We start from the raw sequence: 19,734 nt of genomic DNA, 5'->3' as shown, positions 1-19,734 counted from the left end.
GCGTACCATTATACCGCGAATTTACAAATCAATAGTGAATCTTAACTATTTTTCTATTAATTTAAATAACTGAGTTATAAGTCGTTGAATAATCATAAACAACTCTTGTCTCACTAGCTTCATTATTTATCACGATGATAAAAATCTTTCGTATTAAAGAAGTCATTTAGGACCGTGTTCTCACCAGTCATCGTTTCATGTAAACGAATACCATCGACATTTATTCGTGCGTTACGATAATAGTCATTTGTTAATTGACCCCATGATGTCTGCGACGCATCAACATTATCGAAAATACTGAAACCGCTACTCTTAAGATAAGTGTACTTTGCATTATCATTTGTATAATTTGTAAATGACCCAATATCTGCTCCAAATGGGAAAATCAATACTGGTGTTTTACCAACAATTGGTTGTACTTCCTTTTGCCAAAGCGCAGTATCCTTTTTGATATCATCAACACTGGCCGTAGTCATATTTATATGACCCCATGAATGCGATGCAAACTGCCAACCTTCCTTTTTCATGGCATTAGCAACCTTTGTCGCCTTCTTAGCTTCACGATGTGTCTTTTTTGTATCACCATATTGACTCTCTGATGAACGATAACCTAGCGCTCCATTATAACCCGTTTCGGCAATCACACCCTTTGATCCACCGTATGAGAAATCTGGATGTTTTTTGATGAAAGTATCAATAATCGGTACCATATCATAATCACCAGTTTTCTTCTGGCCTTTATCAATATATTGATTTTTAACATCACCTTGCTTATTGACGACTAATTTATCTGCAAATCCCGAGTTTTTCATATACTCATAATAGTTAACATCATCTTGTGAGATAATTAAAGGTTTCTTGCCTTCAGGTAATTTAATTGGTTTGAAAGTCACCTTCCCTTGTTTATCAATCGAAATGATATCTTTAAAGTTAATTAATACATAGCCATTATCATATAACTGATTCAGCATCGGCATAAATTCGTCGATGGTCACCATATAATCTTTGTATCCTTGTGCCTGCTTAGATGAAAAAGCCTTTCCAGGGTCAACAATTAATGAATGGTAAAAAAGATGTGAAATTTTTGTTGGATCATTCCATGTGACTAACTTCGACTGTTGATTATTAATGCTCTTTTTCAGATGATTAACGATTGATCCTTTATGCCCGGATAACACTGCTTTTGCTTCTTTATATTGGTACTGTTGGCTCAATGATTTTGCCTGCTTTACTGCTTTAGTTGTTTGACTATCAGTTTTTGCCGCCATAACATCATCATCAATATTGCCATATATTCCCAAGCTTACCCCCAAAATCAATCCAATGAAAAGGCTCGTTCTTTTGGTTTTTATCACAGCTACTCCCCCATAACTTTTATAAATATCAAATGCCAAGTTAGTATTATTCTATATCTTATTACCCTAAAAATAAAATTATTCGCATTGCTTTATAAATATTAAAGCCATCAAAAGTGCAACATAAACATATAAAAAAAGGAGTGAACAAAATCACTCCTTAAAAAATATTTTTAATTTCAAAGTACCTAATTACTCGGCATTGTCCTTAAACTTATTATAGTAATTTGCTCCTGGAAATACCCAGTTAGCTCGACCAAATATCTTGATTGTCGCTGGAATAATAATCAGACGAACCAAGAAGGCATCGAATAAGACACCACTGGCCAAAGAAATACCAATTGACTTAATTGTTGGATCATCAACTAAGGCAAAGCTACCAAAGACGGCAATCATAATCAAGGCAGCTGTAACAATGACTGGTCCACTTTCTTGCAACCCTGTTTTAACAGCACGGTTTGTATCACCAGTAGCAATATATGTCTCTCTAATCCGTGAAACCATAAACACTTCATAGTCCATTGCCAAACCAAAGACAATTCCGATCATAATCACTGGTAAGAATGCAATAATCGGTGACCCTTCGCTAATATGGAAAACACCATCTTGCATAATCAATGTCGTTAATCCTAATGATGCAACCAGTGATAAACCAAAGCCGATGATCGCCATTAGCGGAATAATAAATGACTTAAACATGAACATCAACAAAATGAATGCTAATAGCATAACAATTCCCATAAACATCGGAATAGCATTATTTAATTTTTCAGTAATGTCAATATTAACTGCATTGGTTCCTGTTAATGTAATCTTCGTATCATCGCTCTTTTTTAGCAAATCAGAATAACTATTAATCTTCTTTGCTAGATTTTCTGTCTTAGCTGACGCCGTATTTGTTTTTGGCATCACAACAATCAAAGCATACTTTTTATCCTTACTGATTTTGGCTGGTATGCCTGACATAGCTGCCTTTTTCATATCGGCTTTTACTTTTGCCTGATATTCATTGGTATACTTTTTCGTCACACTTTGTTGTTCTGCTTGACTAGCTGTTGGATTAGCCTTCATATAGTCCATCACCTTAGTTTGGACATATTGTTGACCTTCTGCCTTCAACTTTTGTTGCATTTCTGGTGTCTTAAACTTAGCGACCGCTGCTTCATTAACAACTGGGGCCAACATCTTCACATTGTCCATGTTTTTAATGTGGTTTGTGACCTTCTCTAAAATTTTATTATTTTGAGCATCAGTGTTAGAGGTGTCTAACTTAACAACACCAACTAATGTCGCATTATACCCATCCCCAAACTTGTCCGCAGTCATATCATAAGCCTGTCGTTGTGTATTATTCTTAGGTAACACACCATCAAATGGCATTCCTAATCGCATATGACCTGCTGGTAGCATAAAGGCAACCAAGACAACGATACTCAAAATACTCATAATAATTGGATGCTGAATAATTGACTTTGTAAACCAGCCATCTTTCTTATTCTTCGCTACTTTAACTGACTTTTCTGATGGTTTAACGAACTTATGCAGTAGTGAAATCAGTGCTGGTAACAAGGTCATGGCTGAAAGGACTGCAAACACGACCCCCACAGCTGCCGCAATTCCCATTTGAGTTAAGAAACTAATGCGTACTAACGACAACCCAACTAGAGCAATAATAACCGTAATTCCAGCAAATAATACTGAACTTCCTGCACTAGCTAAAGTTACTCCCATCGCTTCATCTGGCGCAAGTACCTTTCCTGAGTTATCCATTTCATGCTGGCGACTTGTGCGCAGCTCCCCAATAAAACGATGAATAATGAATAACGCGTAATCAATACCAACAGCCAAACTGATCATAATTGATAGTGTTTGTGCCACACTAGCTATTGAGAAGAAATTCGTACCAATCATAACTAGCACTAGCCCACTTACTAGACCGACAAGCGCTGAAATAATTGGCAAACCAGCTGTGACAAAAGAACGGAACAAAACTAATAGCAAAACAAAGGCAATCGCAATACCAATAATTTCAGAAGTACCACCGATGTCATAACTAGCGACCGTATTTCCCGAGTAAGCAACCTTTAGATTTTGTGATTTAATTTTGTCGTTACCAATTTTTTCAATATCATGAACGACGCTTTTTGAAACATTATTCGCTTCTTTTTTAAAAGTTACAGCAATAATACCAGTTGTATTATCTGAACTAATTGTTTGTGAATCATAAGGACTCGTAATTGTTTTGATATCATCCTTATGTTCTGACTTTATTTTCGCAACTGCTGCGTTTATACGTTGCTTATCAGCTGATGATTTAATACTATGATCATCTTTGTTCTGGACAACAATATTCATTGTCCCAGCATCAACAGACTGATTAAATTCTTTCTTTAAAACGCTCTGTATATCAGTTGATGGTACACCTGAAATCTTCAAATTCGTATTAAAGTTTGAGCCCATTGTGGCCAAACTACCTACAAAAACAATTAATATAACAATCCAAGCAAGGATGGATTTAAACTTATTGTTATAAACCCATTTTCCAAACTTGGCTAAACCATTTTTCATACGCTCTCTCCTTCTAACAATACATGACTATATTATCATTTACTTAATTTAATTGATTTCACAAAAAGATTCCATGTACAATTAATGTGAAGTGCACACAAAATAGGCAATGGAGGATAATTGTATGAGTAATTTAAGCCAACAACGTACTAAAAAAATAATTTTGGAAAGTTTTGGTGAATTATTAGCTATAAAAAGATTTTCTGAGATCACAATGACTGAAATTGCTGCAAAAGCATTAGTTCATCGTAATACCGTTTACAAGTACTTTAATGATAAATATGATTTATTATCACAAGGGGTAACTTTCCTATTTGAAAATCAATCGATCAATCTTAAACATTTCAAGCAACAACCATTTAAAAGTATCCATGATGTCTATTTTTCTGCTTTAGAACAAATCATCACCCAGCAACAAAATGATCATGACTTTAATAAAACCATCCAAAGTAATTTTATTGAATTGTTAATTACAACGCAAAAAGACGATAAGATTTTTTGGGATATTGGTAAAATGGTTGGTATTTTACTTTGGAATGAAATGCATGAAAATAAATATGATATGTTTAATGATTATCAAATATTAGACAGTATTTACCAAACAGAAGCATTTCCAGAAAGTAACTAGCCCAAAACAAAAGCAGGTAAATCGCAACTAATAAATGATTTACCTTCTTTTTTATACTACTTCAAATACGAAATCGGTTTTTGTACATCAATCTTTGTACCTTGATATTTATCTTTCACATGCTTTTGAATAGCTGGTTCATGATAAAGCTTAACCAATTTCTGATACACTTTTTTGTCTTTATTAGAAATATCAGCCGCTGTTGCTAAAATATTAATATTTTGGCGTGTGCTTTGATTAATTTTTTCATGATAAAGTGAATCTTTCAATACATTAAGATGTCCTTCCAGCGCAACTGTATTCGAGATCAAAGCCGCACCAACACTTTTTAATACACGTGGACCTGTTGTGTCGTCAATCTTCTTGAACTGTAAATGGCGTGGATTTGAAACAATGTCACCCACATTCCCTAATGAATTGAAACCTGCTTTCAATTTAATTAATCCAGCATCTTGTAGTAGCAACAGTCCTCGTGCTGTATTTGCTGGATTATCCGCAATAGCAATGGTTGCACCAGTCCCAATATCTTTAATTGACTGATACTTATCTGAATATATACCCATTGGCTCCAAATAAGTGGTTCCTAACGTCGCTAATTTATGCTTTGGATTTTCATGATTGTAAGCCTCATAATATGAATATGATTGAAAAGCATTCACGTTGACATTATGCTCTGAAGTCGCATTATTTAGCTGCACCCCATCATTGATTTGCTTCACACGAATTTTTAAATTAAGCGCCTTAGCCTCTTTGCTTTTGGCAATGTACTGCCAGACTTCATAATCACTCCCCATTGAACCAACTGTAATTTGGTCAGGTGCATTTGCTATTTTATAAGTATTAAACGTATGCAAGCCGACTGAAATAACACCAAGTATCACCAAACTACCAATTAATATCAACCAATTTTTTATCTTCACTTTCTGCCCCTCCTTACTATGATACCTAGATATGAATTGTTTGATACTATAGTCGTTCAACTCGACGAGCGACCCAATCACCAATAATTTGTGTCATAAATACCAAAACTAAAATGACCAACAGTGCCGCAATTGTCACATCATTTTCAAAGCGAGCATAACCAACACTAATTGCAATATCACCAAGTCCACCTGATCCAATAGCACCAGCCATCGTTGTCAGGCCAAGTAAACTAATGATCGTAACAACTGAGACGCGAATAATATCTGGTAAACACTCCCGTAAATAAATTCGAAAAATAATTTCAGTTGTACTTGATCCCATTGCTTGTGCAGCTTCAATGACTGATGGTTCAATACTTAGTAACGCATTTTGAACCTGACGCGCATAAAATGGGAAGATACCAACAATTAATGGCACTAAAGCTGCCGGTGTGCCTACTGTTGTACCGACAATATACTTTGTAACTGGTGCCATCACTGCTAACAAGATAATAAATGGGACCGATCGCAATAAATTAACGACTTTATCTAGAAAACTATAAAATGGTGGATCAGCATTAATGCCACCTGGTTGGGTAACCACAAGAAAAATTCCAGTGCCAAGACCCAATACGCCAGCAATTAATGCTGACCAAAATGTCATATACAATGTTTCCCAAGTAGCCTGAACAAATTGTGGCCAGATACTAGCAACATTTGGAAACCAATTAGCTAACATATGCTGCCCCTTTCTCTTTTACATCATTAGAAAAATCAGTGACTTTCACATCAGCTGTCTCTAAATAATGGAATGTTTGATCAAATTGACCATCTGCTGTAGATAAAATAACTAACATGTAACCTAATGATAATTGGGCTACTTTTTGTACGTTCGCAAAGATAATATTTGCCTTCACGTCGTACTGAATAGCCAATTCTGAAATAACTGATTCACTCGTTGACTTGCTTGAAAACCTTAGATAGAGCAAACGTTCATTTGGCTGCAATTTCTCTACTAATTCATCTTCTACGATCTGTTGGCGCATTTCAGTTACATTTGCTGCTGATTCAACAAACTTCTTTGTTAATGGTTGCTTTGGTTCGGTGAATAGGTCACCAACGGAACCTTGCTCAATAATTTGTCCATTTTCCATTACTGCAACTTCCTGACAAACTGATTTAATCACTTGCATTTCATGAGTGATCAACACAATTGTTAGTCCCAACTCATCATTCAATTTTTTTAATAACTTCAAAATAGATTCTGTCGTTTGTGGGTCTAACGCACTGGTAGCTTCATCGCTAATTAATATATCAGGGTCATTTGCTAAAGCACGTGCGATTGCAACACGTTGTTTTTGACCGCCCGAAAGTTCTTCAGGATATGATTGTGCATATTCTGCTAATCCTACTAATTTCAGCAATTCAAGAGCTTTATCCTGACGTTCTTTACGTGATATTTTTCGACTAAGTAATGGATATTCAACGTTATTCAAAACTGTTCGTGAACGTAATAAATTAAAGTGTTGGAAAATCATCCCTACTTTCTGTCGGACGCCCCGTAATTTTTTATCAGTTAATTGCTGTAAATCTTTACCAGATACTGTCACTTTGCCACTGGTAGGTCGTTGTAATAAATTAATCACACGTACCAAAGTACTTTTACCAGCACCTGAATAGCCAATAATGCCATAGATACTCCCTTTTTTTACTTGTAATGAGACATTATCGACAGCAGTTACTGTTTCATTTTTTCGCTGAAAAGTAACATTAATATCTTGCAGATCAATTGCAATATCTGCTACACCCATTGCATGGTCCCCCTTTATTTTCTTTGTTGCTGACAATAAAGACTATTAATCAACTAAAATGCATACCACCGTCAACCAATAATGATTGACCGGTAATGTAGGCCGCACTTGGTGATGCAAACCAAGCAATAATTTCAGCCACATCTTCTGAAGTTGCTTCACGACCTAATCCAATTTCTGTTAAGCAATTTGCCCGCTGTTGTGCAACGGAGATGCCTTTAATTTGCGATGTCTTTTCATCGATTGCATCACGTAGCGGCGTTCGAACAATACCAGGACAGTATGCATTCACAGTAATTTGATCTGGTGCAAGTTCCTTTGCCGCAGATTGTGTTAAGCCACGGATACCAAATTTTGAAGCCGAATAAGCACTTTGCAAAGCTGATGCTTCAATACCAGCAAGTGAAGCTGCATTAATAATATGACCACCATGACCTTGCTGTTTAAATTTTGTTGCAGCGGCTTGAATTCCCCAATAAGTTCCTTTTAAATTAACATCAAACAATCTAGATATTTTTTCTGGATCTGAATCAATCACTGAATCAATAAAAGCAATCCCCGCATTATTGATAAATACTGCTAATTCACCCAAGTCACTAACAGCCTCATCAACTAAATCAAATACGGCTTGCCGGTCAGCAACATCTAATACGTAAGCCTTTGCCTGGAACCCTTGATCACGTAAATTTTGAACAACTTTGGTGACCGTTGGTTGATTAATATCTGCTGCCGCAATGCTAAAACCGTCTTTAGCTAAACGATAAGCCGCAGCTTCACCGATTCCTTGACCCGCACCAGTAATAATTGCTGTTTTTCCCATGTTTATATCCCCTTTTCAATGCCATTTTTATAACAAATTAAAAACCCCCACTTCTGCTTGTAACAACAGAAGTGAGGGCATCACGTTACCATTCTGATTCGTTTGTCGATTACTCAGACAAACCTTATTAACCGAAAAAATATAGATCATTTACCTATATTTCGGTCTGTCCATTAACGGAGACAACCCGAACAGTGCTAACATGATTGCTCACACTGCTTAATCATCGGCCATTTTTCGTTTACAAACTAAATCACGACTCTCATCATTTATCGTTTTTCTGTAAATTTGTTTTGTAACTACTTTCCGACTCACATTATTTAACTTGATAGACAGATTAAAAAAACACCCTCAAGAAATATATCTTTCCTAAGGGCGTTTTGTACGCGGTACCACCTTAATTCCTGGTAAAAACCAGCTTATCATGTTGCCATAATTAACTTGATATTGGCAGTCAACCATTGATAGCTTACTAAAGCTCACTATCTTTCGCTCAAAGACCATCTTCAGTCCGCTTAGTTACTTGTTCACACCCACCACAAGTTCTCTGAAAACATTACGCGCTTACTCATCTTTTCATTGCTTTTTAATCTTATTTTAATCTGATATGAATTTTAAACTCATTAACCGCGACTGTCAAGGTGAAATATATTTGAACTAACTATCACATTATGGTAGTTTAGGGGCACATATCATTGAATATAAGGACTCGCTTCATGACAAGACAAAATCGACATGAATTAATATTATTTATTGCGCTAGTTATTTCTCTAATTCTTTATGTTTTAACTAACTCATTTTGGTGGCCAGTTATTATCATATTTACCAGCGCATTTACTTTGATTGGTATTTTAAACAAGGTTCATCCGCTAAAAAAGGTACCGAAATGATTTGGTGGAAAAATTTGCTTTATACCATTTTTCTTTTTGCTATTTGTTTAACCATCATTAAATGGAAAATGGGTGAACCTATTATTTCCGAATCATCTCTCTTTCAACTAATTGGGATTTTCATTGGTTGCACACTTGGCATCTTTTCTAAACATTCTCATTGACATAATAAGCAACTAAATATCTATCCTTAATCTGCTACTGAAAAACGTAGATGCATCTTCTTTGTTCCCAAAATAGTCATTTGGCCAAGTAACGTATTGGCTGCCTGCATATAATTGTCAGCCATTTTTTGATTGACCACTTCTAAATCAACCGTTTGGCCTAATTGGATAGCTTCATCCGTCTGTTGTTGTAATCGTACATTATCTGCGACAATTTGTTGTTCAAACCTGGCTTGCATATCTTGATAGGTTGAAAAATCTTTATCAGCAATGACTGCAATGACTCGTGTCAACCAGTAGCTCGTTGATACATCAAATGTTGGGGTTGTCTTTTCAAAACTGGCTGGCGTAGCTGACACGCTGACATAAAAAGGCACAAATGCGTTAAAGGTATTCGGACCATATCCTAACCAATGAACGCCTGCAATATCAGCCGGAACATTTGGTCTAATTTGTAGGATATGTGATTCCTGATTACGATTAATTCCAATTGGTCGATACTTTATTGGCTTCTCTACATGATCATATGGATCAAAAGCTGTGCCTTGGTAATGCGAACTTAAGGCAAATTTCACATCATCAACTGACAATTTTTTCTTTGGATAAACTATAAATGGTAAATCTTGATCTTCCGGTTGTTCATTCTCACTATCCTTGGCAAATAATTGATGCACATACCAAGCACGTGGATTGTTATAAATGCGATCTTTATCAGTTGCACTACCAAAAATATGACGAAGATTGACGTTTGTCTCATCAATATCTGGATTAAGGTGATAGTCAGCGATAAATTGTTCTAAATCTGCTGATGACATCGTATCATTTGAATTAAAATCAAAATAATCGATATTAAAACGGTTTGGTGCCACAACAAACGCATCATCTGGAATTCGGATAGCTGCCCAATGATGACCACCTATTGATTCAAAATACCAAACCTCATCATGATCAGAAAAGGCAATACCATTAGATTCATAGGTACCATATTTTGTGAGTAATTCTCCCAAACGAATAACCCCTTCACGTGCAGACTTGATATATGGCAATACTAACGTCGTAATATCAGCTTCACCAATCCCATCATCAGTCAAAGGATCGGCAGCAAGCACGTGCGTATTCGTTGTACTTGTTTCAGTTGCTGTCATTGCAACATTTTCACTGTTAATGCCGGCTCCTGCCCAAATACCAAATGAATCATCTGCATCCGGTGTTGCAGTATATCGTAAACTATTGCTGGGCAACGGAATTTTGACATGATTAGCCCCAGATTCATAAATTGTACTAGCAGCATTTGCTGGATAGACAACAAATTTTTGTGGATTAGGCTGATCACCACCATCTTCATTACGCGCAATCATGGTTGAGCCATCAATTGTTGCATTTTTGCCGACTAGAATAGTTGTACAAGTTTTTTGATGTGCTTGATATCCTACTTTGTTCATTATTTTACCCCCAGATAATTTTGAGAGCGCGACAAAAGTCGTTTTAAAGCCGGTGTGTAACGTAGTTTGCGTAATTTTTGGTCGTAAAAGCGAAGGACAGGAATTGCGCAAATTGCGTTACATTGAAGATTCAGACTTTTGGAGCGCGTTTATGCTATAAAACTGACATGCTTATAATTAATACATTTTAGCACAAAAAAGCTGGAACAATTTTTTTGTTCCAGCCTCTAAAATTCAATTAAAATAATACTACTCTTGATCATCGTTTTCAGCACGATGTAATAATTCAGTTACTTCTGCTGGTTGTTCACCTTCAGCAGGTGCAGTTGGTAAGTCAGAAGATGTTTCAGATAAATTAGTATCTTCAGCATCGACATCTTCGGCAACAACGTGCTCTACTTTGGCAAAAGTTGCCACAGATGAATCATCATCCAAACGAATAACACGTACACCTTGTGTGGCACGACCCGTTTCAGAGATAGAATCAACTGTAAAGCGAATCATGACACCCTTATTGGTCGTTAGCATAATGTCTTCACTACCATCTACAACCTTTAGACCAGCTAATGGACCGTTCTTTTCTGTGACTTGTGCGGTTTTAATCCCTTTACCACCACGTCCCTTAATTGGATATTGGTCGACTAGCGTTTGCTTACCATAACCCTTTTCAGTAATAATGAGGACATGTCCGTTATCAATTAATACTTGGGCACCCACAACATAATCATCAGGACGCAAGGTAATACCACGAACACCGGCAGCAGAACGTCCCATTGAACGAACCGCTTCACTATTGAATGACACTGCATAACCACCATGTGTCCCAATAATGATATTTTGATCACCATCAGTAACAAGAACATTAATTAATTCATCACCATCGTGTAGGTTAATTGCCTTCAAACCATGCGCACGAATATTGCCAAATTCATTAACTGGTGTACGCTTCACCACACCTTGACGTGTTGTGAAGAAGAGATAGTCACTACTCTCGCTAGCATCACCACGGACATTAATAACCGTTTGAATACTCTCGCCAGATTCAATGCCGAGCAAATTGACAACTGGAATACCCTTGGCCGTACGACCATATTCTGGTATCTCATATCCCTTCATCTTGTAAACTTTACCTGAATTTGTAAAGAACAACAACGTATCATGGGTTGACGTACCAATCAATTCATCAATAAAGTCATCATCGTTAACACCCATACCTTGAATACCACGACCACCACGGTTTTGCGCACGGAACTCCGATTGTAGCATGCGCTTAATATAGCCAGCATGTGTCAATGAAACAATAATATCTTCTTCTTCAATTAAGTCTTCATCTTCAATGCTCGTGACGTCACCAATTTGTAGTTCAGTACGACGTTCATCACCATACTTTGATTGTACTTCAAGTAATTCCGTGTAGATAATTTCATCAATACGTTCAGGTTTAGCTAAAATATCCTGGAAATCAGCAATTGCTGTTAATAATCCTTGATATTCTTTTTCTATCTTGTCACGTTCCAAGCCAGTTAGACGAACCAAACGCATATCCAAAATAGCTTGTGATTGCTTGTCAGATAAGGCATAGTCAACCATCAACTTTTGCTTAGCAATTTCTGATGTTTCTGAATGTCGAATAATATTAATAATGGCATCAATATGATCTAAAGCAATACGTAACCCTTCAAGAATGTGGGCACGTGCCTGTGCTTTACGTAATTCAAATTCTGTTCGACGACGAACAACTTTTTGCTGATGATCCAGATAAGCGACCAACATATCCTTCAAACTGAGTAACTTTGGTCGACCATCTTGCACTGCAAGCATATTGAAACTAAATCCTGTTTGCATCAACGTATTTTTATACAAATTGTTCAATACAACAGATGCTGACACATCACGACGAATTTCAATCGCAATTCGATTTCCTTCTTGATCAGATTCATCATTAACACCAGTGATACCTTCAATACGCTTATCACGGCCCAATTCAGCAATGCGCTCAATCAATTTGGCCTTGTTAACCATATAAGGTAACTCAGTCACAATAATATGTTCTTTACCTGATTTTTCAGTCTCTATTTCCGTTTTTGCACGGACGGTAACCACACCTTTTCCAGTTTCGTAAGCCTTACGAATACCTGATTTTCCCATGACGATTGCACCCGTTGGGAAATCAGGTCCTGGAATAGCCTCCATTAATTCAGCTGTCGTCACATCTGGATTCTTCATCAACATATGAAGTCCCGAAATAACTTCACCCAAATTATGAGGTGGAATATTCGTTGCCATTCCAACAGCGATACCATTTGCTCCATTAACTAGTAAGTTAGGAAAACGAGCTGGTAAAACAACTGGTTCACGATCAGTACCATCATAGTTTTCTTGGAAATCAATCGTATCTTTGTTGATATCACGTAACATTTCAGTCGCAATTTTGCTCAATCGCGCCTCAGTATAACGCATGGCGGCAGCTGGATCACCATCGACAGATCCAAAGTTACCGTGACCATCAACCAACATGTAACGATATGAAAAGTCTTGCGCCATACGGACCATTGATTCATAAATCGCTGAGTCTCCGTGTGGGTGATACTTTCCCATAACATCCCCAACAATACGGGCTGACTTCTTGTGTTGCTTATCAGGGGTCACACCCAACTCATTCATGCCATACAAAATACGACGATGAACTGGCTTTAACCCATCTCGTACATCTGGTAGTGCACGTGCCACAATAACTGACATGGCATAATCCAAGAAAGATGTTCGCATTTGCTCGCCAAGTTTAGCAGATTTAATGCGGCTGTTTGTTTGTTCTTCTTCAGCCATTTGACTTCCTTTCTCTTACTGTAATCGTGTGCCTGTTTAGACGTCTAATTCAGCATACTGTGCATTTTCTTCAATGAATTTACGACGAGGTTCAACCTTATCACCCATAAGCATTGAAAAAACCATATCTGCTTCAATTGCATCATCCATTTCCACACGCAATAAACGGCGAACTGATGGATCCATGGTTGTTTCCCACAATTGGCTAGCGTCCATTTCCCCAAGACCCTTGTATCGTTGAATAATTGGCTTAGGAGATGCTGGTAAAGTTGGCAACAATGCTTCAAGTTCAGAATCAGCATCCAAATATTTAATAAATTTACCCTGACGTACTTGGTAAAGCGGTGGCTGTGCGATATAAACATATCCTGCTTCCAATAGTGGACGCATATAACGATAGATTAATGTTAATAGCAATGTACGAATGTGGGCCCCATCGACATCGGCATCAGTCATAATAATTAATTTATGATACTTTGCCTTTGTCACATCAAAGTCTGTTCCAAAGCCCGTTCCCATCGCCGTAAATAATGAACGAATTTCATCATTACCCAAAATCTTTTCCATTGATGCCTTTTCAACATTCAAAATTTTCCCACGAATTGGCAGAATGGCTTGGGTTAAACGCTCACGTCCTTGCTTAGCAGAACCACCGGCTGAATCACCCTCAACGATAAATAGTTCAGAAATTTCTGGGTCTTTTGATGTATTATCAGCAAGTTTTCCAGGTAAGTTGGCAATTTCCAATCCTGACTTCTTACGTGTTGCCTCACGTGCACGTTTAGCTGCCAAACGCGCCTTACCAGCTAAAATTCCCTTTTCAACTATTTGCTTAGCCGTTGTTGGATTTTCCATCATAAAACGAGCAAATGTTTCTGAGAACATGCGATCAACAGCTGTTCGTGCGTCTGAATTACCTAATTTTGTTTTCGTCTGACCTTCAAATTGTGGATCTGGGTGTTTCACAGACACAATGGCTGTCAATCCTTCGCGAACATCATCTCCAGAAAGTGGGTCATCATTATCTTTTAGTATTTTATTTTTACGAGCATAATCGTTAATAACACGAGTTAGAGCTGACTTGAACCCAGTTTCGTGCGTTCCACCTTCATACGTGTGAATATTATTGGTAAATGATAGCAAATTGCTGTGGAAATCGTCTGTATATTGTAGTGATACTTCAACATCAATATCATTTTCCATGCCTTCAACATAAATTGGCTCATTAAAAATGACATCTTTGTTAACATTCAAGAAATCAACGTATTCCTTAATACCACCTTCATAGTGAAATGATTCAACAACTGGCTCTTCAGGACGCATATCAGTAATTGAAATACGTAGTCCTTTATTCAAGAAAGCTAGTTCGCGAACACGATTCATCAATGTCTTATAATCAAATACAGTTGTTTCACGGAAAATATCTGGATCTGGCGCAAAATGAACAATTGTTCCACGTGAAACAGGTTTGTCATCAACGGAAATCTCATGCATTTCTGTCTTTACATGACCGCGTTCAAAGTCCATTGCAAAGCCTTTACCATCACGCACAACCAGTACATCTAGGCTTGTTGATAGCGCATTAACAACTGAAGCACCAACACCATGTAGCCCACCTGAAACCTTGTAACCGCCACCGCCGAATTTTCCTCCAGCATGTAAAATCGTAAATACGGTTTCAAGAGCTGGCTTACCAGTCTTAACTTGAATATCTACCGGGATACCACGACCATTATCAATAACAGTGATTGAATTATCTTTTTCAATCGTTACTGTGATATGGTTTGCAAACCCTGCTAGGGCCTCATCAATACCATTATCGACAATTTCCCACACTAAATGGTGTAGTCCTTGACTTGATGTCGATCCAATATACATACCTGGACGCTTACGAACTGCTTCCAATCCTTCCAAAACTTGAATTTGACTGGCATCATAATCATCTGCCTGTGTATGCATTTGTGATACATCTTCTTCAGCCATGCTTCCCTCCTTAAACTCAACAACTAGTTATTTTCGCTAGTATCGTCCACCTTAACATCTTCAGTTTCTACTAAATGCCCTGAATCCACATGAAATATCTTTGGTTCATGTATTAATTGACGTGCCACATCACTTAGCGAAGGTGTAGTAATAAATGTCTGCACTTTATCTTGCATTGCAGCTAATAAATGTGTTTGCCGATCGCTATCTAACTCAGAAAGAACATCATCCAATAATAGTACTGGATATTCACCTGTCTCTTCTTTCATCAAATCAATTTCAGCTAACTTAACTGCTAAAGCAGTCGTTCTTTGTTGGCCTTGTGAGCCAAAATTAGCCACATCATGTTCATTAACATCAAAACGCAAATCATCACGATGTGGTCCTAACAATGTCGTCCCCATTATAATTTCACGTTCACGTAATTGTTTGAATCTTGTTAACATTGCTTGTTTAACTGATTCAATATTAGCTAACGATTCATTATTAAGCTGTGAAACATACTGGATGTGTAACTGTTCATTATTTTGTGTAATTGCTGCTTGAATTGGTTGGGCTGCAGCATCCAACTTTTTAATTAATGTGACACGACGAGTTATTAATTCGCTCGCAAAATTGACCAATTGTTCGGTTAAAACATCCAAATATAATTTATCTGAGGCTTGTTTGCTTTGTAACTGTTTTAAATAGCGATTGCGTTGCTTTAATACCTCTTTATACTGATTTGCAGTATATAAGTATTTTGCACTCATCTGACTAAATTCTCGATCAATAAAATTGCGTCGCACACTCGGTGCACCTTTTACTAAATCTAAATCCTCTGGCGCAAATAAAATGACGTTTAATTGACCAATATAATTAGCTAATTTTGCTTGATCTAAATGATTAATACGTGCCTTTTTACCTTTATTTGTAAATTTTAACGATAATGGTACATCACTATACTGACGCGCCACCGTACCTGCAATTTGAGCTTCTTTTGCTTGCCAACTAATTAATTCTTTATCAGTTGACGTACGATGTGAACGAGTTAAAGCTAAAACATAAATGGCTTCTAATAAATTGGTCTTACCTTGTGCATTTGGACCTAAAAAGACATTAACGCCCGATGAAAATGAAACATCTAATGATTCATAATTTCGAAAGTTGTTTAGTTTTAACGACATTAGTTCCATTAGTCCGTACTAGCACCTGTCCCATTAATAACAAAACGTTCACCAGATGGGACTGCAATCACGTCTCCTGGATATAGTTTACGACCACGTCGATCATCAGGCTCTTCATTCACTAAAACAGTGTTCTCTCGTAAGAACCATTTTGCCTGACCACCAGTTGCAATAATACTTTCTTCTTTTAACAATTGCCCTAATGTAATAAAGGGTGCTTGAATTTGCACTTCTGTTGCCAAATTTTCCATCCTTCCTACCATTAATTAAAATGGCATTTACACGGTTCCATATTATTTACATTATACGCTTTTTTGTAGCTTTTCACAATCTAATTACGGCTTCATAGCGTCTCTCAGGTTGTTTAACAACGTTTAAATAAAAAAGCCGAAAATTGCTTTTTCGTCGTAAACTAGCAATTTTCGGCTTTTTAAATGTTTTTAGTAAGTTCTAACTGGTGTAATCAATTGAATAAAGTTAGTCTCATTATTTGTTGGTACTAATGTGAATGGGTCCAGGGCTGTTTTAAAACCAATTTGAATCTGTTCATCCCCAAATGAACGTAATGCTTCGCGCATATAGTCTGGGTTAAATGAAATGGTTAAATCATCGCCGGCTGTCTCAGCAGCAAAAATCTGTTCCTCAACACGACCAACTTCTGGTGAATTTGATGAAATTAAAGATTTTTCACTTGTGATTGCAAATTGGATAACATTTGAACGGCCTTCATGACTTAACAAAGCTGCACGTTCAATTGTTTGTAACAAATCACGAGCATTAATCGTCAAAGTCGTTCGCTTTTCAGTAGGAATTAACCGTGACGCATCTGGATAATTTCCTTCTAATAATCGTGAGTAAAAAGTTGTATTTTCTCCTAATTGGAAAATAACTTGATTTTCAGCAACACGAACATCAACAGTCTCAACCTCATCTAACATGGCTTGCAACTGTGTCAATGAAGCTCCAGGTACAATAATATCTGCATTAACATCTGAATCATCGAATGCGGCAGAACGTTGGGCTAAGCGATGACGATCAGTAGCGACTGCTGTTAAATTACCACTTGCCAAAATAAAATGAACACCTGTCAAAATGGGTTGACTTAATTGTTTTGAAACTGCAATAACAGTTTGACCAATGATTTCATTTAATGTATCAGCAGATAATGTCAAATCATTACGTACCTCAACTTCAGGTAAATGTGGATAATTATTTGCATCTTGCCCATTAATATCAAATTCAGCATTTTCAGATGTGATTTTCGTTTGTAAACCAGAAGCATTGGTTAACTTAAATGTTTCACCTGGCAATCGCTTAACAATATTTGAAAAGAAAGTGGCTGGCAAAACAATGGCACCTGGCTCCATAATTTGTAATTTAGCTTCATCATCATTAGCTGGAATTAAAATTTCAATTGAAATATCTGTATTTGATCCAGTTAAGATTAATCCGGTTTCATCAAGAACTAATTTGATCCCTTTTAAGATCGTCATTGATGTTCGTGATGAAATCGCACGATTAACATTATTCATTGCTTTTATAAAAGCTGCTCGATTAATTGTAAATTCCATAAGATCTCCTCAATGCACAAAAACATAATTATGAAGTGCGTAATGCCTTACTTAATTATAAATAAAAAAGATAATAATAGTAATAAGGGGTGTGGAAATTGTGGATAACTATAACCTATACCATTACACCAAGAATTGGTCTATGTATACAAACCTGTGGATAACTTTTGTATAGTTAGTGAATTATTCACAATGACATTTTTATCAATTGCTCAATTCTTCACGAATATTTTGCACTTGTTCAGCTAAAATACTATCATTTTCGATGGCATTTTCAATTTTTTCAGTTGAATGCATGACCGTTGTATGATCTTTACCACCAAATGCACGACCAATTTGAGGCAAAGAGTCTTGTGTTAATTCGCGGGCAATATACATTGCAATTTGTCGTGGTACTACGATTTCTTTATTACGCTTTTTACCATTTAAATCTTGGACAGTGACGTTAAAGAAGTTAGCGACTGCTTCTTGGATGATAGGAATGGTAATTGCTCGTTGTCTTTTGAAGTTCATTGTTTCTAATATTGTACGAGCAGTTTCAACAGTGACTGGTACGTTTGAAAAACGCATCTTGCCGACAACTTGATTGAAGACCCCTTCCAGATCACGAACATTGGTATCTACAGCGGCAGCAATTTCGTCGATAACATCATTTGGAATGCTGAGATTTTCAAGGTCAGATTTATTTCTTAGGATGGCGACACGTGTTGGTAAATCAGGCTTTGTAATGTTTGCCGAGTAACCTTGGCCAAAGCGTGTAACTAAACGCATTTCTAGACCTGGGATTTCTTTTGGCAATTTATCAGATGTTAGTACAATTTGATGATTTTCACGTGTAATGGCATTAAATGTGTTGAAAAATTCTTCTTGGATTTTTTCTTTACCAGCTAGGAACTGTACATCGTCAACCATTAGTAGATCAGTTGACCGATATTCACGTTTGAAAGCTTCAGTTTCTTTTTGTCCGCGACGTAAAGCTTCAGTAAAGTCATTAATGAAGTCCTCAGTAGTAATAAATTTAACGTTTGCGTTTGGTGTCCGTTCTAGAACTTTGTTGCCAATTGCTTGCATTAAGTGGGTTTTACCTAGACCAACACCCCCATAGATAAGTAAAGGATTCCATTGTGTACCGGGTTTATCAGCAACAGCTTGTGCTACGGCGTAGGCTTCACGATTTTCATCTGATGAAACAAATGTTTCAAAGCGGAATTCTGGATTCAAAATAGATTGTGTGACGAATTCAGATGCAAGGCTGGCATTGTTTTGTTGATGAACGTTTTCGTCATCTTCTGGTAGATCAAATAATGTTGTTGGTGTTGGAGAGACATACGTTACTGAAGGAATAATGAACGTTGGTTGTCCCGTTAATTTTAATGTAGCTGTCATGGCAGCTTGCATGAAGGCTTGATAATAAGAACTATTTGCGTTTAACCATTCTGATGCAACTTGTTCATAAGCAGTTGTCAACTGTAAGGTTACCGTATTATTTTCGTTTTCAACCAGTTGCAATGGTTTGAGTGTATCAACGTAATTTGTATAAGAAAAGCCTTGCGAGATTGAATTTCGCAGTTCTTCTTTAATAGCGTTCCAAAGTTGGATAGGATCCAT

General features: G+C 36.9%; 15 protein-coding genes and 1 other annotated feature. Of the genes, 2 read left to right on the top strand and 13 right to left on the bottom strand.

Going from position 1 to position 19,734, the window contains the following annotated elements; all coding sequences use genetic code 11:
• Window positions 1-122: 122 nt before the first annotated feature.
• The gene (locus tag ACQ4QH_RS00075) at window positions 123-1,355 is read right to left on the bottom strand and encodes a polysaccharide deacetylase family protein (protein ID WP_439818809.1); all 1,233 of its coding nucleotides are present in this window, start codon (window positions 1,353-1,355) and stop codon (window positions 123-125) included.
• Between the two features lie 192 nt (window positions 1,356-1,547).
• Complete coding sequence (locus ACQ4QH_RS00070; RefSeq protein ID WP_439818808.1) at window positions 1,548-3,923, bottom strand: MMPL family transporter; 2,376 nt, start codon at window positions 3,921-3,923, stop codon at window positions 1,548-1,550.
• Between the two features lie 124 nt (window positions 3,924-4,047).
• Here ACQ4QH_RS00070 and ACQ4QH_RS00065 point away from each other — a divergent pair, with 124 nt between their 5' ends.
• Window positions 4,048-4,551, top strand: coding sequence for a TetR/AcrR family transcriptional regulator (locus ACQ4QH_RS00065; RefSeq protein WP_439818807.1), 504 nt, complete (start codon window positions 4,048-4,050; stop codon window positions 4,549-4,551).
• A 56-nt stretch (window positions 4,552-4,607) separates the two neighbouring features.
• On the opposite strand, the gene ACQ4QH_RS00060 is transcribed toward ACQ4QH_RS00065, so the two are convergent.
• Genes ACQ4QH_RS00060 through ACQ4QH_RS00045 form a run of 4 tightly spaced genes read right to left on the bottom strand, consistent with a single transcriptional unit; the run spans window position 4,608 to window position 8,084 of the window.
• Window positions 4,608-5,471 (bottom strand): MetQ/NlpA family ABC transporter substrate-binding protein, encoded by an 864-nt coding sequence (locus tag ACQ4QH_RS00060; RefSeq protein WP_439818806.1) that lies wholly within the window; start codon window positions 5,469-5,471, stop codon window positions 4,608-4,610.
• A 46-nt stretch (window positions 5,472-5,517) separates the two neighbouring features.
• A complete protein-coding gene (locus tag ACQ4QH_RS00055; protein WP_439818805.1) occupies window positions 5,518-6,192 on the bottom strand; it encodes a methionine ABC transporter permease in 675 nt (224 codons plus the stop codon).
• On the bottom strand, window positions 6,182-7,264 hold the full coding sequence (locus ACQ4QH_RS00050; protein ID WP_439818804.1) for a methionine ABC transporter ATP-binding protein: 1,083 nt from the start codon (window positions 7,262-7,264) through the stop codon (window positions 6,182-6,184). Before ACQ4QH_RS00050 ends, ACQ4QH_RS00055 begins: the two co-directional genes overlap by 11 nt.
• A 49-nt stretch (window positions 7,265-7,313) precedes the next feature.
• Entirely contained in the window at window positions 7,314-8,084 is a 771-nt protein-coding gene (locus ACQ4QH_RS00045; protein WP_439818803.1) for an acetoin reductase, read from the bottom strand.
• A 368-nt stretch (window positions 8,085-8,452) separates the two neighbouring features.
• Window positions 8,453-8,673: a binding site (T-box leader), on the bottom strand.
• 127 nt (window positions 8,674-8,800) lie between these two features.
• Here ACQ4QH_RS00045 and ACQ4QH_RS00040 point away from each other — a divergent pair.
• Complete coding sequence (locus tag ACQ4QH_RS00040) at window positions 8,801-8,974, top strand: hypothetical protein (protein WP_439818802.1); 174 nt, start codon at window positions 8,801-8,803, stop codon at window positions 8,972-8,974.
• Between the two features lie 190 nt (window positions 8,975-9,164).
• On the opposite strand, the gene ACQ4QH_RS00035 is transcribed toward ACQ4QH_RS00040, so the two are convergent.
• The 7 genes from ACQ4QH_RS00035 to dnaA all read right to left on the bottom strand — a co-directional run bounded on the left by ACQ4QH_RS00035 (window position 9,165) and on the right by dnaA (window position 19,734).
• Complete coding sequence (locus ACQ4QH_RS00035) at window positions 9,165-10,580, bottom strand: C69 family dipeptidase (protein ID WP_439818801.1); 1,416 nt, start codon at window positions 10,578-10,580, stop codon at window positions 9,165-9,167.
• Window positions 10,581-10,829: 249 nt separating this feature from the next.
• On the bottom strand, window positions 10,830-13,406 hold the full coding sequence (gene gyrA / locus ACQ4QH_RS00030) for a DNA gyrase subunit A (protein WP_439818800.1): 2,577 nt from the start codon (window positions 13,404-13,406) through the stop codon (window positions 10,830-10,832).
• A gap of 36 nt (window positions 13,407-13,442) precedes the next feature.
• The gene (gene gyrB, locus ACQ4QH_RS00025; protein WP_439818799.1) at window positions 13,443-15,389 is read right to left on the bottom strand and encodes a DNA topoisomerase (ATP-hydrolyzing) subunit B; all 1,947 of its coding nucleotides are present in this window, start codon (window positions 15,387-15,389) and stop codon (window positions 13,443-13,445) included.
• A gap of 23 nt (window positions 15,390-15,412) precedes the next feature.
• Window positions 15,413-16,564 (bottom strand): DNA replication/repair protein RecF, encoded by a 1,152-nt coding sequence (gene recF, locus ACQ4QH_RS00020; protein WP_439818798.1) that lies wholly within the window; start codon window positions 16,562-16,564, stop codon window positions 15,413-15,415.
• Window positions 16,564-16,806 carry a S4 domain-containing protein YaaA gene (gene yaaA / locus ACQ4QH_RS00015; protein ID WP_439818797.1) on the bottom strand — a complete coding sequence of 81 codons (243 nt, stop codon included), beginning with the start codon at window positions 16,804-16,806 and terminating at the stop codon, window positions 16,564-16,566. The genes recF and yaaA overlap by 1 nt, the downstream gene beginning before the upstream one ends.
• A gap of 189 nt (window positions 16,807-16,995) precedes the next feature.
• The gene (dnaN, locus tag ACQ4QH_RS00010; RefSeq protein WP_439818796.1) at window positions 16,996-18,126 is read right to left on the bottom strand and encodes a DNA polymerase III subunit beta; all 1,131 of its coding nucleotides are present in this window, start codon (window positions 18,124-18,126) and stop codon (window positions 16,996-16,998) included.
• A 204-nt stretch (window positions 18,127-18,330) separates the two neighbouring features.
• The gene (dnaA, locus tag ACQ4QH_RS00005) at window positions 18,331-19,734 is read right to left on the bottom strand and encodes a chromosomal replication initiator protein DnaA (RefSeq protein ID WP_439818795.1); all 1,404 of its coding nucleotides are present in this window, start codon (window positions 19,732-19,734) and stop codon (window positions 18,331-18,333) included.

Origin of the sequence: Weissella paramesenteroides (assembly GCF_051903945.1) — a bacterium.
Classification (GTDB): Bacteria; Bacillota; Bacilli; order Lactobacillales; family Lactobacillaceae; genus Weissella; species Weissella paramesenteroides_A.
Note: the sequence above shows the minus strand (reverse complement) of the source record. Positions and strands in the feature narration are given on the sequence as shown.